At 42.1% G+C, this 14631-nt stretch carries 18 protein-coding genes; 2 read left to right on the top strand and 16 right to left on the bottom strand.

Features of this window, described 5'->3' with window-relative positions; genetic code table 11:
* Positions 1-4: 4 nt before the first annotated feature.
* Both BUA78_RS11015 and BUA78_RS11010 read right to left on the bottom strand, forming a co-directional pair.
* Entirely contained in the window at positions 5-406 is a 402-nt protein-coding gene (locus BUA78_RS11015; protein ID WP_072914368.1) for a secondary thiamine-phosphate synthase enzyme YjbQ, read from the bottom strand.
* Entirely contained in the window at positions 396-935 is a 540-nt protein-coding gene (locus BUA78_RS11010; RefSeq protein WP_072914366.1) for a nitroreductase family protein, read from the bottom strand. Before BUA78_RS11010 ends, BUA78_RS11015 begins: the two co-directional genes overlap by 11 nt.
* A 149-nt stretch (positions 936-1084) precedes the next feature.
* On the opposite strand from BUA78_RS11010, the gene BUA78_RS11005 reads away from it, so the two are divergent.
* Positions 1085-1360, top strand: coding sequence for a hypothetical protein (locus BUA78_RS11005; RefSeq protein ID WP_072914363.1), 276 nt, complete (start codon positions 1085-1087; stop codon positions 1358-1360).
* Between the two features lie 30 nt (positions 1361-1390).
* Here the strand turns inward: BUA78_RS11005 and BUA78_RS11000 are convergent, their stop codons facing one another.
* Both BUA78_RS11000 and BUA78_RS10995 read right to left on the bottom strand, forming a co-directional pair.
* Entirely contained in the window at positions 1391-2698 is a 1308-nt protein-coding gene (locus tag BUA78_RS11000; RefSeq protein ID WP_072914361.1) for a DUF4179 domain-containing protein, read from the bottom strand.
* On the bottom strand, positions 2685-3212 hold the full coding sequence (locus tag BUA78_RS10995) for an RNA polymerase sigma factor (RefSeq protein WP_338011613.1): 528 nt from the start codon (positions 3210-3212) through the stop codon (positions 2685-2687). Before BUA78_RS10995 ends, BUA78_RS11000 begins: the two co-directional genes overlap by 14 nt.
* 223 nt (positions 3213-3435) lie before the next feature.
* Here BUA78_RS10995 and BUA78_RS10990 point away from each other — a divergent pair, with 223 nt between their 5' ends.
* Complete coding sequence (locus BUA78_RS10990) at positions 3436-3651, top strand: copper ion binding protein (RefSeq protein WP_072914357.1); 216 nt, start codon at positions 3436-3438, stop codon at positions 3649-3651.
* 23 nt (positions 3652-3674) lie between these two features.
* On the opposite strand, the gene BUA78_RS10985 is transcribed toward BUA78_RS10990, so the two are convergent.
* The 12 genes from BUA78_RS10985 to BUA78_RS20475 all read right to left on the bottom strand — a co-directional run bounded on the left by BUA78_RS10985 (position 3675) and on the right by BUA78_RS20475 (position 14324).
* Entirely contained in the window at positions 3675-4376 is a 702-nt protein-coding gene (locus BUA78_RS10985; RefSeq protein ID WP_072914355.1) for a B3/B4 domain-containing protein, read from the bottom strand.
* Positions 4377-4465: 89 nt separating this feature from the next.
* Complete coding sequence (locus BUA78_RS10980; RefSeq protein ID WP_072914352.1) at positions 4466-5059, bottom strand: uracil-DNA glycosylase; 594 nt, start codon at positions 5057-5059, stop codon at positions 4466-4468.
* 25 nt (positions 5060-5084) lie between these two features.
* Positions 5085-5765, bottom strand: coding sequence for a response regulator transcription factor (locus tag BUA78_RS10975; RefSeq protein WP_072914351.1), 681 nt, complete (start codon positions 5763-5765; stop codon positions 5085-5087).
* Between the two features lie 2 nt (positions 5766-5767).
* Entirely contained in the window at positions 5768-6922 is a 1155-nt protein-coding gene (locus BUA78_RS10970; RefSeq protein ID WP_072914348.1) for a sensor histidine kinase, read from the bottom strand.
* Between the two features lie 98 nt (positions 6923-7020).
* On the bottom strand, positions 7021-7251 hold the full coding sequence (locus BUA78_RS21070; protein WP_084082385.1) for a 4Fe-4S dicluster domain-containing protein: 231 nt from the start codon (positions 7249-7251) through the stop codon (positions 7021-7023).
* 6 nt (positions 7252-7257) lie between these two features.
* A complete protein-coding gene (locus tag BUA78_RS10960) occupies positions 7258-7932 on the bottom strand; it encodes a hypothetical protein (protein WP_072914346.1) in 675 nt (224 codons plus the stop codon).
* Between the two features lie 103 nt (positions 7933-8035).
* Positions 8036-9043 (bottom strand): ABC transporter ATP-binding protein, encoded by a 1008-nt coding sequence (locus BUA78_RS10955; RefSeq protein WP_072914344.1) that lies wholly within the window; start codon positions 9041-9043, stop codon positions 8036-8038.
* Between the two features lie 15 nt (positions 9044-9058).
* Entirely contained in the window at positions 9059-9871 is an 813-nt protein-coding gene (locus tag BUA78_RS10950; RefSeq protein WP_072914343.1) for an ABC transporter permease, read from the bottom strand.
* A gap of 2 nt (positions 9872-9873) precedes the next feature.
* The gene (locus tag BUA78_RS10945) at positions 9874-10677 is read right to left on the bottom strand and encodes an ABC transporter permease (RefSeq protein ID WP_238456796.1); all 804 of its coding nucleotides are present in this window, start codon (positions 10675-10677) and stop codon (positions 9874-9876) included.
* Positions 10678-10780: 103 nt separating this feature from the next.
* Entirely contained in the window at positions 10781-12136 is a 1356-nt protein-coding gene (locus BUA78_RS10940; RefSeq protein WP_072914341.1) for an MATE family efflux transporter, read from the bottom strand.
* A gap of 75 nt (positions 12137-12211) precedes the next feature.
* Positions 12212-13042, bottom strand: coding sequence for a MerR family transcriptional regulator (locus BUA78_RS10935; RefSeq protein ID WP_207650500.1), 831 nt, complete (start codon positions 13040-13042; stop codon positions 12212-12214).
* A 301-nt stretch (positions 13043-13343) separates the two neighbouring features.
* Positions 13344-14324, bottom strand: a complete 981-nt coding sequence (locus tag BUA78_RS20475; RefSeq protein ID WP_207650499.1) for a toll/interleukin-1 receptor domain-containing protein — start codon at positions 14322-14324, stop codon at positions 13344-13346.
* Positions 14325-14631 lie beyond the last annotated feature (307 nt).

Below are 14631 nucleotides of genomic sequence, written 5' to 3'. Positions count from 1 at the left end.
AGAGTCAATCCTTTTGCACTTTTACATAAAACGTTCGCCTTCTGGGACCGTCAAACTCGCAGAAATAAATGCTCTGCCAGGTGCCCAGCAAGAGCTGGCCATCAACCACCGGAACCGCTTGGGAGGCTCCCATGGTACTTGCTTTTAAGTGGGCCGCTGAATTCCCTTCCGCATGGCGGTATTGAGGATGCACCCAGGGATAGACTTCATCTAGCCGCAGCAACAGATCCCGTACCACATCAGGATCAGCATTTTCGTTGATCGTGATGCCAGCTGTCGTATGGGGACAATAAATCGTCACAACACCATCCTGAACATTTTCTTGCTCGATCACTGCTCTCACTTGATTGGTGATATCAATCATCTGGTCACAAGTTGTCGTTTGGCTGTGGATTTTATGAAGCATCGTATGGCACCTGATAGCCATTGAGAAACACTTTGTGGTACTTTAGATTTTCTTCCCGCTGGGGAGCTTTGGTTTCGTCTGGATAGCCTACGCCCAGAATGGCCTCCACTTTTAAATGTTCCGGTATATTTAAAACCTGACGAACATACTCCTCCGAGCAGATACCCTCGCTATGTATTCTTTCACGAATTTGTACCCAACAGGAGCCTAATCCAATAGACTCTGCCACCATTTGCATCAAGATGGTGGCAATGGAAGCATCCTCGATCCATACGTCACTAACCAGGGGATCGGCCAGCACCACAATAGCTAACGGTGCCCCCCTTAGAAAAGCGGAACCCGCAGATTTAGCCGAAGCTAATTGCTGCAAGGTTTGCTTATCGGTGACAACAATAAATTCCCAGGGTGTAAGACTTCTCGACGACGGAGATAACAAAGCGCCTTTTACTAGTTGGGTAATCTTCTCAGGCTCAATGTCTTGGTCCTTAAATTTTCTAATACTTCTACGTTGCTTTAATAATTCCAACATACGAATCCCACCTTCCATTTAGTTGATGCTGCCGCACCATGCTCTCATTTATCATCTCATTGACACAGTTAAACCGGTTGGTTTAAAAATAACAAATCATCAGTAAAGCCCATATGATATGATAAATCACTTTGTGCGGAGGAAAAAATATGCCTTGTTTAGATCTAAACTCAATATGTCCAGATACTCTAGCAGTTTTATCCTCTCTAATTGCCATTGCTCTATCAAATGGCTTGGACTCAGCCGAAATTAACGTTATCGGTAATTTTCTAGTGGCCATCGGCAGTGTGATGCTTACAATAGCTGCCCAGGAGGATGCTATAACAACCAAAAAAGATACCGAACAACAAGAAAAGTATATCATGGAGCAACTTGAGTTATTGAAAAGACAGTTTGCCCTGCTTGAAAAACAATTAAAACATTAAGGGAACTTGTCAACCATTATAAATAACTTTTTAATTTACCGGAATATCAATAATTTTATTGTATTTTTTGACAGAGGTCATCCTTTCGATATCCAGTTGATAGGATTTACCCGTTGCAGGGAACTGTAAAGTTCGGATGTGCAGTATTTTTCCGTCTGCCAGTTTCTGCATTTCATTGGTTATGGTTTCTTGAAGCTCTATCCTTTTACCATCAACAATAAGATACACCCTGGTAAGCACTGTAATCTCTTCCGTGGTAATGGTTACATAGGTACTTCCCCGGGATTGATAGACCTTGTTTACCTCAATATCTTGACCCAAAATCTGTAACTGCTGCTTCCGCCCATTTTCCTCTAGAGCCACCTGCTGCTTTACATCATAGTCTGCTAAAAGGCTTTCCACTACTATTTGGACAGTGTTAAGCTGGTCGGGCAAAGCATCATAAAAATAACGAAACGTAATCCCCTTTAAGTCGGTACTCATTTGTGAACCTTGCTCCGGAACCACCTGACCATTGGCCAAAAGCTTTATTGATACTATTTTGGGTCTAATACGCTCTTCTTTTATCTGGTCCATTGCCAGTTCAAAAATATTTTGAATTGATCCGTTTATTACCGTGCGGGTGGGAGACGCTGCGATCGATTCAAGGGAGACTTTAGTTCCTTCTACTTTAAAAGTTTCATTGATGCCTTTTTGCAAAGTGTAGCCCATTGCTTTTTTTCGATCAATAGAAAAGGTTATTTCCCCCTCTTCCCCGTTACTCTTTCCATTTCCTGTTAATGTTAGCTTCACATGCATTTTTTTCTCTAAAAAGAACGGTGGTTTAAAGCTGGTAATCCAGTTTATTTGATTTTTTGCTTCATTTAGCTCCCCTCTGCCACTTTCCATATAGTACCGTCCCCAGGAGCCTTCGATTTGTATATGATGATTCATTTGCCCTACATCAACTTGGCCCGTTGGGTCTTGGAGACTGTAAAAGGCAAATAGTTGACTTTCATCAATCATGATACCGTCTAAGGTAAAGAGTATCCCATTTTTAAAAGTATAGCTATTACCGATTAATTGCCCTTTGCCCAGCTCATTCAGTTCTTTTAAAGCCCCGTTCATAACATTGTCGTAGCCAACTAATTTCTTGCCGAAATAGGCAAATGTATCAAAGTTATAACTAATCATAAAAAGAGCCAGACAAGCAACTGCCAGTCTAATTTGCCAACCAGTACGCCGCCGGGGTTTTGCTTTTACCAGGGCATTTCTAAGTTTTAATTCTAATTCTTCCGGCACTTCTAATTGGTCTAGGTTCGTTTTTCCTTTTTTAAGTTCGTCTTCAATGGTTTTCATCGTTCTCACCTCTGAAACTCTCTTTGAGTCGGTCAAGACCATAGGCCATGCGAGATTTCACCGTTCCCAGCGGTATTTTTAATATATCGGCGATTGCTTGATAGTCTAAATCTAAAAAATAGCGCATCCTGATAACCTCTTGATGTTTATCGCTCAATTGTAGCAAATGGTTTTCTAGGACTATTTGATCATTCTTTTGCTCAAAGTCACCTGGAACGGCCACTTCCTCTATGGTTTCAAAGGAGATTATTTTGCTTGATTTCTTGACTATTTTTTTACAGCAATTAACTAAAATAGTTTTACTCCAGGTAGAAAAACTCTCGTCTTTTTTTAATTTGGCTATATTCTCATAGAGTATTACTATCATATCTGCCATGGCATCTAAAGCATCTTCTTTATTCCCAACATAGACATAGGCCAATTTATAGTACTCCTGCTTCTTTTTCATGACCAGCTGGAGTAAAGCTTCTTTATCTCCTTGTTTCGCTTTCTTTATCAGAACGATTCCTTCCACCTCTGCACCTCTCCCTCTCTTATAAGAGTATAGCATTCGGCAAAAAGTTCAAATTGATCATACTTTTTTAGCTAAAATAAAAAACGGGCTGTGTAAAAACACAGGCCCGCAGCTAAAACTGATGTATGGGGTAAAAATTATTTGATTTCTATTTTTAATGATAGCACTCACCATTGGACATGCTATAAGCACATAAAAAATACTATTTGAGGTGTTGTTAACGATGGTAGTAAATGCCGAACTTAACGTAGAGGGAATGAGCTGTGATCACTGTACGGCTGCCGTTAAAAATAGCGTAACCGCTCTTGACGGTGTTGAAAAGGTTAGTGTAGACCTGTCCGCCAAAAAAGTAACTGTACGATATGACGACAGCAAGGCACGTTTAGTCGACATAAAACAGGCCCTGATGGAAAAAGGCTATGCTGTAATGGAAATATAACTATGACCAAGTAAAAATTTACTTTATATTTCCATTTCTCGGTTGCCTTGATCAATAAAGCCAACCTCTACTTCACAGTCAAAAAACTGTTTTAACATTGCTGCCAGCTCATTTCTGGCTGCAATTACACGATCATCGTTTTGACCTATAAATCCATCAATGGGGAAAAATATATTTTTGCTTTCTGCCGTTACCTTTCCTTGTTCACTCTGCCGCCAAATCCATCTCCGTGTTTTTACTTTATCTCCTGCCGAATAAATCAGTTCTCCCTGTTCCAAAATCTCTTCTTCTTCCTGGCCGAAGGGAATAAATTTATCCCCTTGCTCGGAAAACCTTACATAAATATCCCCGGATGTACTGTCCATATCATGTGCGCCTAGTGGAACCAGGTATTTCAAGGATATGGCGTTACCAAGATCAACAATGGGATTTATGTTCGGGAACCCTTTCTTTTTTTCGATGCGGGATGCCATCGCCTCAATGGAACTCATAAATTTGTTCGGATTCATAGTAAGTTTTTGAAAAGCTTCTCGATAGGGTAGTATTTCTTTTGCCTCTTTTACTTTGGTGTGCGCAAATTTCTCCTCAATAGATTTTATACTTGTCTTTAACAGTTCGGCAATTTCAGTATGTTGCACCTTGTTATTGATACCCCTTGCAACCACAACGCCAAAGCACACCTTTTCCAGTTTTTTAAAAACCGCTTCTGTAACTATGAATTTCATACGATCTGTTCCTCCATGTTAAAAATTTAAGCTATCTTATACAACCTCAACCAATAGCCTAATCCCCCGCATAGTAACGGGAGGTTAGGCTATTGGGGTTTTAGGATTGGTAACTCTCGTTTTATATTCTCCCAGACTTCCTTGACCTGGTGAAAATCTTCATTGATTGCCTCGAGTTTTTTTCGATCATGAAAGACGGCAGCCGGGTGAAAGGTGGGCATTATTTTTATTCCCCCTTTGTTAAACCATTTGCCGCGCACCTCAGTGATTTTAGCCTGCTCATCAAGTAGACTTCTTGTGGCAAGGTTGCCCAGGCAAACAATAATCCTGGGTTTGATAAGTTCAATTTGCCCTTGCAAGATGGGTAGGCAGGCGGCCACCTCCTCCTTCTTGGGAAATCTATTTTTGGGCGGCCTGCACTTGACAACACTGGTAATAAAAATATCCTCCCGTTGGAAACCCGTCTCTGTAAGGACACTGTCCAGGACTTTGCCCGCCCGTCCAATGAAAGGCTTTCCCGTTTCGTCCTCCTTCTCTCCCGGGGCTTCCCCCACCATCATTAATCCCGACCACTGGCTCCCTTCGCCAAAAACGAGACACTGCCGGGTTTCTCCTAAAGGACACCGCTTGCAACCACTGGCTTGGGAAAATAAATTCTCTATTGTTAATGATTCCTGAGCCATTCCTATCTCCCTTATCACAGCTAGTTTACTTAAACCGGTAGCCTGTTCCCCATAACGTTTCGATGTACTGTGGATTAGCAGGGTCCTTTTCAATCTTCTTCCGTATTTTTTGGATATGAACCGCCACGGTAGCCAAATCCCCGATAGAATCCTCACCCCATAGCCGGTCAAATAGTTGTTCTTTGCTAAACACCATATTGCGATGAGAGGCCAGAAATAATAAAAGTTCATACTCCTTGGTCGTCAAGGTAATCTCACGGCCGTTAACCAAAACCTTGTGAGAAGCAGTATTGATCTCTAAGCCCTGATGGCTGATAATTTCAACAGCTGCCTTTTTGCCCATTAAACGTTCATATCTTTGAATGTGTGACTTTACCCGGGCCACCAGTTCAGCTAGACTAAAGGGCTTCGTTAGATAATCGTCAGCACCGAAACCCAAGCCTCTGATTTTATCTATATCTTCCCCTCTGGCTGAAACAATTAACACCGGCACTTCAAAATTTTTCCGTATTTCCTTAACAATTTCGTAGCCCTCTTTACCCGGCAGCATCAAATCAACAATAATAACGTCGTAAATCCCAGTTAATGCCTGTTTCAAACCCTGCTCTCCATCCTGGGAGATATCCACTCGATAACCGTTAAACTGAAGGTAGTCTTTTTCCAGCTTGGCGATATGGAGATCATCTTCAATGATTAGGATATGCATGGTCAGATCCTTTCCTCATTATCTATAGGAAGTATCAGCGTAAAGCAAGAGCCTTCCCCCAAAACACTGGTTACCTGTATTTTTCCCCCATGGGCCTCCATCAGTTCTTTGGCAATGGAAAGCCCTAGTCCGGTACTCATTAAATCCTTTGTGCGTTCGCTATCAATCCGATAGAAACGATCAAAAATCTTCGAAATTTTATCTTCCGGAATCCCCGGGCCATTATCCTGAATGTCCAGGCAGATCAAGGCTTCTTTGCGATACAGTCTGGTTTTTAAACCTAAGCTTGCCGCCGGACCATACTTGACAGAATTGCCAATAATATTATGAATTACCTGATAAATCCTTTGCCTGTCCATCAGCACCGGATAATTTTCCTCCAGATCATCTGTATAGCAGAAGTCAAAGCCCTTTTCTTGAAATTCAAAACTGAATTCTGCCATCAGATCCTCCATAAAAGGCTTAATGGATATGCTTTCCATCTGGAAGTCCAGTTGATGCATGGCCAGTTTAGAGAACAGGAACAAATCATCGATTAGGTGATTGATATAGATGGTATTCTTTCTAATAACTTGCAGGTACTGATCCATTTTTTCGGGGGAAGTAACAACCCCCTCATGGATGGCATCGATATAGCCGCCAATGGAAGTGATCGGAGTTTTTAAATCATGAGAGATATTGGCGATCAGCATCTTCCAGTTTTCTTCATACTCCCGTTTAAGGATTTCATTTTCTTGCAATTTTGCAGCCATCTCATTAAAAGAATCTATTAAAAAACCGATCTCATTAAAGGTCGTGTTATTTATCGTAACATCAAAATTACCTTTGGCAATTTCTTTAACACCATTGTGCAACTGAGAAATGGGTTTAAAAATTCTCTTTTCTAAATGTGTTATCCAAACCAGCTGAACAATTTGACTGAGGATAAAGACACCAAATAAAAACGTCAGCACTTTATTAATGGGGAATTTAAACATCAGGTAAATCAATAGGATGATTAGTAGTAAAAAAACCGGACGTAGGAACTTTAAGGCCCTATGTGACCGGTGAAAGTCCCTGTGCCAGTCATTATGCCGCATACGGTATTTATGAGAGCAATAAAATTCATGTCTAAACCGATGATAATGATCCCTGTGAAACCTTTCATGTCTGTTCATGGTTCACCTGCATTCTTTTTCAATCCTACCAAATTAAAGAAAGGAAATTAGACATGGGTACCTTCGCCAGAATCCCATGCCTAACTCTTCGTTTTAGCCTACGTTATAGCCTGGTGAATACAAACTTTTTTACAAGCCAGGCAACCGCTACAGTTTTCTGGCTTCTTCAGACTAACATGCCGATGACCCAGAAAACTTATTTTAGTAAGCACGTCATTTGGACACACGGCAATACATTTATAGCAAGCCCGACACTTTTTTGTATTGATAGAGATATGCTTGGTTTTGAGGATTCTTTTTCTGGGCTGACGCAAAAGGTTACTAATCATGACCGGCTACTGTAAGGTAAGTTTGGCATTTACGGTCAGCGTATGGTTTTCTCCTGCGGTGCCCGCTTGCTGGCCGCTTAGTGTCAAGGCAGCATTCGATAGCTCATTATTTTTATTGATTGTAGCAACTAGGGTTAGGCGGGGATTCTCCAGGCCATGTAATTCTTTCGCCAGGCAATGTCTATGGTGGTGAGTTGGCTGCTCTTGCTCATGGTGATGTTTTTCCATCAATTGAGTTTTTAGGGCTTGTAGTTCTGCCGGAAGTTCATCTATTTCTAAGGTCATCAGGGTGGTATTGTCAGGTTGTTCTTCAACTTTGATTCTGTTCAATAGGTCCAGAGCCACTGTGATTTTCGAAAAAAATCCTTTCAGCCCAAAATGCCCACAATCCCGATGGTGAAAATGAGGATGTCTTCCCTTTAAAAAGTGGCCTCGGCGGTGGCAATCTTCCGTATGGGTAAATTCGGTGCTGCTCTCATGTTTAAAGCTTTTTCCCTCGTAATCCATTTCTGTCTTAATGGTTGCCTTCGTTAGACCGCTGGACAGGTTCTTGGAAAACTTGTTATCCATTTGCAATACCGTTGCCTGATCCTTTACACATGTGGCCTGGAAGGAACCCTGGAAAAGAGTCTTTTCTTTCATCGTTTTAGCAACATTGTACATTAGTTTAATTTTGTTCATTTGAACAACCTCCTTTTTTGTGGATGAGGTTATTCTAAACGGCAAAAATAAACTTTCTTTAATCAAATTATAAATTTTTTATAAATAAAAGTAAAACTTTTAGCTATTCCTGTTGGTAATCAGCCTGACCATCCATACCTTTTTCATAGATATGTCGGATCATCACATCAATCTCCGGGTCTTTGATGGTTACATCCTTAATTTCGTACTTCTCCGAAATCTGATTGATTAATTGGGAAGCAGTTACCTCATCCCGGCTAAACCGTAACCACATACGGTTGCCCTCTTGTTTAATCACTGCCGCCCCTGCGATGGAGAAATCTGTCGCCTCTCCCTCCAGGTCAACAATAAGAACCCGTTCCTTGCCGAACCTCTCTTTAATCTTTGCCAACTCACCGTCATACATTACCCGCCCTTTATCAATTAAAATCATCCGCTGACAAAGTTTTTCAATATCGGACATATCATGGGTTGTCAGGATGACGGTGACGCCGCGTTCCCGGTTAATTTCCTTGATGAAGGTCCGCATCCGCTCCTTGGCTACCACATCCAAGCCAATGGTGGGCTCGTCTAAAAAAAGAATCACCGGGTCGTGCAGTAAGGAGGCGGCAATATCGGCTCTCATCCGTTGGCCCAGGGACAACTGGCGTACGGGGGTATACAGGAACTCCCCCAGCCCTAAGATATCGGAGAAGGTGGCCATGTTTTGCCGGTAGCGTTGGTCGGGAACTTCAAACACCTGCTTTAACAGCTCAAAGGACTCGATGGTGGGCAAATCCCACCAAAGCTGCGTCCTCTGGCCAAAGACGACGCCGATTTGCCGGGCATTTTTCTGTCGCTCTTTAAACGGGATAATTCCATTGACCCGAATCTCACCGGAGGTGGGCACCAGAATGCCCGTCAGCATCTTAATGGTTGTGGATTTGCCTGCTCCGTTGGGACCGATATAACCGACCACTTCTCCCCGGTTGACGGCAAAGGAAATATCCTGTACCGCCATTTTAGTCATATATTCCCGGTGGAAGAGACTCCGCAAGGCTCCCCCCAGACCTTCTTGCCGCTTGGCAATTTGATAATGCTTAGATAGATGGTTTACCTCAATTAAACCCATGGCCGCCTCCCGTTTTTATGAGCCTGCGCTCTTATACCGATTTAGACCCAACATCCAAAGACGAAAACATAGCCAAAAGAAAATCATCCCTACGAAAGGACTTAGAAAGCCCCAAAAGGGTGCCATGGTTTGACTGGTTTTACCCAATAAAAGTAGGGCCGGTAGGTAGTTAACAAAGGCAAAGGGCAAAACAAAGATAACCAGCAGCTGTATTACCCGTGGATAGATGGTTAGAGGATAGTTCATCAAATTTTTAGCAGGCCACATGACCACCCAGTAAAGCCGCTCTGAGCGGGTGGTCCAAAAGGCCATGGCGGATATGGCTACCAATAAACCGCCCTGGATAAGGGTCCCTCCCCATACCGCCCCAAGGAAAACAAGCCACTGCCAGGCTTGCCAGTGCAGATTAAGGTGGCTGTAGGACAGGGCCACCGCAACAATACTGAACAGGAACTGACCAAAGGCACCTACATCAAACTTCATGGCCATAAAATGAAAAAAGGGATGAATGGGCCTGACCAAAAACCGGTCAAAGGTACCATTAACAATGTATTGATCCAAACTTCGGAAGTGAAAGAAAAAAATCATGCAGACACCCCAAGACAACACCGCCAGAGCAAACAAAAAAATGAGTTCCCAAAAGATCCAGCCCTCAAGGGTCCCAAAGGAATAAAGCAATACCCACATGGTAATAGCAGTGCCCGCGTAGGTCATGGCCCAGCCTAGGATGTTCATGATAAAGGCATAACGATACTGCAGCTGTGCCCGAATGCTGGCACTTACCATATAGAAATACATGCTAATTCCCCGCAGCCAAGACTCTACCATGGTTAACCTCCCTGAATGACAATTTTCATAGACGCCTTGGCCCAGACAAAGCGTAAAATTGCATAGCATATCAGTAACCAAATTACCTGACTAAGCAAGGCATCCCATACAGCCTGTCCGGTTAATTGTCCAACAAAAATAGAGTTGGGCACAAAAAAGATTCCCTGAAAGGGCAGGTACCCCGCCACTTGCTCCAACCAACCGGGAAAAAACCACAGGGGTATCACCGAGCCAGAGAATAGGGAAATGGCAAAGTAAAAAATATCCTCCACACCCCCGGTTTCCACCAACCAAAAGGTAAACAAGCCAAAGGTGAGTTCAATGCAGTAGCGAATTAAATACCCCAGGATTGCCGAAACCACAAACAGGCCCCCTTGGGAGAAAGACGTGGGTACCACCGGTTTTAAAACCAGAAAAAGCACGGTGTACAAGGGTACAATAGCAGTCATAAAATAAAAGGTGATGCTGCCGAAATCCGAAAATAGCATGCGGGTGGGGTAATCATAGGGGCGCAGCATTTCCATGGCAATATCACCGGTACGCACCCGCTCCTGAATTTCCCACAGCGGCGTACCTGCCCCATGCAGCCCTTGCAGGGCTTGGCTAATCAGGATATAGCTGAGCATGGCCTGAAAGGATACGCCTTCCACCTCACCCTTCCCATGATACAGTCCATACCAGATAAACCCCCACATAAAGAGAAACATAACGTTACCGATTATTCTTGTCCAGGCGTCAAAACGATAGGCCGCCGCTCGCTGAAAGGATTTGCGGGAAAACTCCCCATACATTTTAAAAGTTCCCAATATGATAACCTCCAGAATCAAAGGGACGGTCCTCGGCAGTCTCTGCCGGAATCCATCGGCTACCTTGAGCTTCCGTGCCTTGCTACATGTTTATCACTGATAATCAGTCACCTTGGAGACGGACGGTGAGCTGAAAAACCGGATGATGGCGGCGATTCATCATAAAAACCAGTATCGCTGTTATCGCCTGTGCCGTTGGGAGCGCAAGCCAGATCCCCTTGAGCCCAAACCAATGGGACAGGATCCACAATAAAGGGATAACAAACAGCATTCCCTGGCATAAAATAATCATCAACGATTTTTTAATTTGTCCCACCGATTGAAAATATTCAGCGTAAACAAGATTGTAACCTAGGAACAAATAGGTGAAAAAGAACAAACCCAGGCCATTAACGGTAAGCTTAAACAATTGTTGCGACTGTACATCGAACAAGGATACCATAAATTCCGCCCCGACAAATCCGATGGCAACGGCAAAAAGACCGGAGATTAACGCTGTTTGTACCGTGAGCCGTAGGCTTTGGTTTAACCGTCCAAACAATCTTGCCCCAAAATGGAAACTGGAAATAGGTTGCAAAGCCGCTCCCATCCCAAGGAAAACGAGCAGCATGACCGAATGAATGTAGTTGACGATTGCATAGGCAGCCACCCCGGTTTCTCCAATACTGCGCATAAAAGCGAGATTAAAGCCAATGGTGACGACAGCCAGTGAAATTTCAGCAATGAAGCTGGGAAATCCTATCGTCAAAATTTGCCGAATGATCGTAAAGCGGAACCGAAACGGAATAAATTTTAAATTGCTGCCACGTTTGAAAAAATGACTTAATAATACGAGGAAACCGATACCGGCAGACAATACGGTAGCTTCCGCCGATCCTTTAACCCCCCAGCCAAACCGGAAAATAAATAGATAATTAAACAGGACATTCAGGATGGCTGTAACAATCAGCGCACTCATGGACAGCGTTGGATTACCGTCATTGCGAACAAATACACTCAAAATATTTTCTAACACATAAACCAGGCCAAAGGTCAGTAAAATCGAGAGATAGTCCATCACATAAGGCATGATGACATCATTCGCTCCGAAAAGCAGCGCCAGTTCCTCCATCTTCCATACACATATCACCGTAATTAGGCTGATGAGCATAAATGCGAAGGTTATCGCTTGCGAAAAAATCTCTTGTGCCTGTTTCCATTCATTTCTACCGAGAGCGATCGAATACAAGGTAGCACCCCCGAATCCGATCCATAGGGATATGGATAAAAAAATGGAAAATGCCGGTACGGCAATATTAACACCCGCCAGACCATCTGCTCCGACGCCGCGGCCAATAAAAATACCGTCAACGACAATATTAACCGACATTAGGAGCATACCTAGTACGGAAGGAATCAAATAGGAGACAAATAGTTTTTTTACCGGTGTTTCCCTTAGTTTAATAGTAGCTTCTGTCATCTTGGTAACCTCCTCAGAGAAACATTATAAACCTTCAAGTAACTTGAAAGTCAAGGAGGTTACCGTAAAACAGGATTAATAGGTAACAACAGGAATTTGCATCTCCGTCACGTATTCGCTTTCCTCCTGGGCCACAGAAAGATCAATAACTCCCAATTCCAGCGCATCTCCACTTATTTTATAGCCCCTGATGGCGATCTCCTCAAAGAGGTGCTCATAGGTGTTCTCCGTTTGTTCATACGGCCCACGATGATACATGCAGGCATACATCCCCGCCGGGAGCTTGGTTAAATGTTCGTTTTGCTCCGGTGAATGACGTAGAACAATGAATATCCGATTATAATTTTGATAGTTCTTTTGCAAAAGCGCTGTTTGGGCAATAGATATCCCTATATCTCCGGTAAATAATGTGTAATCCAGCGACAGCAAGTCGTTTTGCAAGGAAGTTATATAATAATCCAACATCTCATCGGATGTTTTGGCCCCAAGCTCAATTGATGCAATCGTGCGGCTGGGAAGCTGCTTAAATGATACCGTGAATGGTTCTGCCCGGAGCCCTGTTTGGATTGCAGCGATTTTGTCGTCGAGTATTTCTTTCACTAAGGCCAGCTCCTGTTGTTTGCGGCTGACCATTTGTTGTTGCTTTTCCAGCAGTTCCAGTGCAATTGCCGGATTCCTTCTATGAATATACTGTTTAATTTCACTAAGAGGAATTTCCATATTGCGAAGAAATTTAATGATATCCAACTGGGCAAATTGATCCATCGTATAATAACGATATTTTGATTTCGGGTCGACGATTTTGGGCTGAAAAATACCGATTTGATCATAATACCGCAAGGTGGATTCCGCTATGTTATGTATTTTGGCTATCTCGCCAATGGAAAAGGTTTGTTTTTCTCGCAAAAGCCAACCCTCGTTTTTGTTCATTTTTACAGACAGTTCCTACACCTATTGCGATGTCCTGCAACCAAATAATGGAAAATCAACATTTGTAGTTATTGCCATCATTTAGTTTTCTCTATACTAATAAACACTCCTTATCCCAGCTAAAAAAACAGCTTGAGGTTTTACCTTAGCTGTTTGTAAGTTGCAGTACGAAACGACTCAAGGAAAGCCGCTCCTACGATTCAAATAAAAACCGTTTAGAACCTACTTGCGCAGGGGCAAAATACGGTTTCTGAAAGAGACTCTTCTAGCAACGTAACTAAAATATTTTCTTTTTCAACAACTCAACTACTTCTTCAATTGAAGTTTGTCTTAGATCTATATATCCTATTGTAGGTAATAACCCAGGTATTTGTGTTTCATCAAGCCTTAAAGGAAGTATGTACTCTTCATTTTCTTGAAAAGCTTTAGCTTGTGCAGCTTTTCTTTCAACAGTTGTCCACTGTTTCCGAGCATAATACTTAGATATAATCATTAAACAGAACCTTGCTTTTTTTGAATAGACTTCGGTAAGGTGTGAATATAAATCCTTTCCCCATAAAGTTCCTTTTTCGTATTCATCATAAAACACTTTTAACCCTTGCTTAGTTAACGAATATGCAATATCTTTTGCTACATCCCTATCCTCCCCAGCAAAAGATATTGCTAGATCATAAATATTAATTTTATATAACTCCCTTCGAATATCATCTAGTTTAACCCATAAATGTCTACAATAATAACCTAGTATATGAGATACTGTATTAAAAGGAGTATGAAGCCGTTTTTCTGTAAAACCTCCATTTTCCCAAACGGGATTATCCTCCTCTTGAAGATCTAAAAGAGCTTCAATTAAATCTGTATCTTGAATTTCCCTACAGTTTTTCTTTTTAACACCCTCAATGACCAGGTCCAAAAGATGAGAACGGGTACATAACTCCCTTTGTGATTTGATAGAATATAGCTCCGATGAGTTGTAATCAAACCCACCATTAGATTCATCCCTCTCCTTGAGCTTATTGTAAAGCATAGATACGGCTAACTTAGGCTCACCACCATATTTAATAATAATTTGTTGAAATAAAGGAACCTCCTCAATCAAAACCAAAAGATATTCCCCAGGAAAAGGATAAACATTATAGCTTCGGCATAAATGTTCTATCTTGGAAAAAATCTTAAATACACTGGTTGAAAAAAACAAGCCATGATCCTTTACATAGTTTTGTAGGTCTTCCAAAACACTATCAGAGGTTAAATCCAAATATTGTCCCTCCTGAAACTGAAAATTACAGACCATTCTAGATAAATACAAACAGGGGTTATTACTCACTGTAAGACTTTTATTCAATTTAATATTAATTTTTCTAAATTCAAAAGAATAATCTTCTAAAAAATAGGCTGTATATTTAAAGAACAAGCCTTATTTCAATATTTTTCACAAAATTCCTTCTGGAAACATCTAAAAAGAAATAGTATTTCATTTCCTCCTACAAAACTGAACGATGCAAGAGAACCGTCACCTGATTCGGATCTTCTCCGTGATAGCGGCCGCTACCATCCTGGTAAAA

Source organism: Desulforamulus aeronauticus DSM 10349 (assembly GCF_900142375.1).
GTDB classification, from domain to species: Bacteria; Bacillota; Desulfotomaculia; order Desulfotomaculales; family Desulfotomaculaceae; genus Desulfotomaculum; species Desulfotomaculum aeronauticum.
The sequence above is the reverse complement of the archived record's forward strand: the minus strand, read 5'-3'. Positions and strand labels throughout refer to the sequence as shown.

Excerpts from the sequence above, each read along its gene's own strand:
- BUA78_RS11015 (WP_072914368.1), bottom strand. The coding sequence starts at position 406 with ATGCTTCATAAAATCCACAGCCAAACGACAACTTGTGACCAGATGATT.
- BUA78_RS11010 (WP_072914366.1), bottom strand. The coding sequence starts at position 935 with ATGTTGGAATTATTAAAGCAACGTAGAAGTATTAGAAAATTTAAGGAC.
- BUA78_RS11005 (WP_072914363.1), top strand. The coding sequence starts at position 1,085 with ATGCCTTGTTTAGATCTAAACTCAATATGTCCAGATACTCTAGCAGTT.
- BUA78_RS11000 (WP_072914361.1), bottom strand. The coding sequence starts at position 2,698 with ATGAAAACCATTGAAGACGAACTTAAAAAAGGAAAAACGAACCTAGAC.
- BUA78_RS10990 (WP_072914357.1), top strand. The coding sequence starts at position 3,436 with ATGGTAGTAAATGCCGAACTTAACGTAGAGGGAATGAGCTGTGATCAC.
- BUA78_RS10985 (WP_072914355.1), bottom strand. The coding sequence starts at position 4,376 with ATGAAATTCATAGTTACAGAAGCGGTTTTTAAAAAACTGGAAAAGGTG.
- BUA78_RS10980 (WP_072914352.1), bottom strand. The coding sequence starts at position 5,059 with ATGGCTCAGGAATCATTAACAATAGAGAATTTATTTTCCCAAGCCAGT.
- BUA78_RS10975 (WP_072914351.1), bottom strand. The coding sequence starts at position 5,765 with ATGCATATCCTAATCATTGAAGATGATCTCCATATCGCCAAGCTGGAA.
- BUA78_RS10970 (WP_072914348.1), bottom strand. The coding sequence starts at position 6,922 with ATGAACAGACATGAAAGGTTTCACAGGGATCATTATCATCGGTTTAGA.
- BUA78_RS21070 (WP_084082385.1), bottom strand. The coding sequence starts at position 7,251 with ATGATTAGTAACCTTTTGCGTCAGCCCAGAAAAAGAATCCTCAAAACC.
- BUA78_RS10960 (WP_072914346.1), bottom strand. The coding sequence starts at position 7,932 with ATGAACAAAATTAAACTAATGTACAATGTTGCTAAAACGATGAAAGAA.
- BUA78_RS10955 (WP_072914344.1), bottom strand. The coding sequence starts at position 9,043 with ATGGGTTTAATTGAGGTAAACCATCTATCTAAGCATTATCAAATTGCC.
- BUA78_RS10950 (WP_072914343.1), bottom strand. The coding sequence starts at position 9,871 with ATGGTAGAGTCTTGGCTGCGGGGAATTAGCATGTATTTCTATATGGTA.
- BUA78_RS10940 (WP_072914341.1), bottom strand. The coding sequence starts at position 12,136 with ATGACAGAAGCTACTATTAAACTAAGGGAAACACCGGTAAAAAAACTA.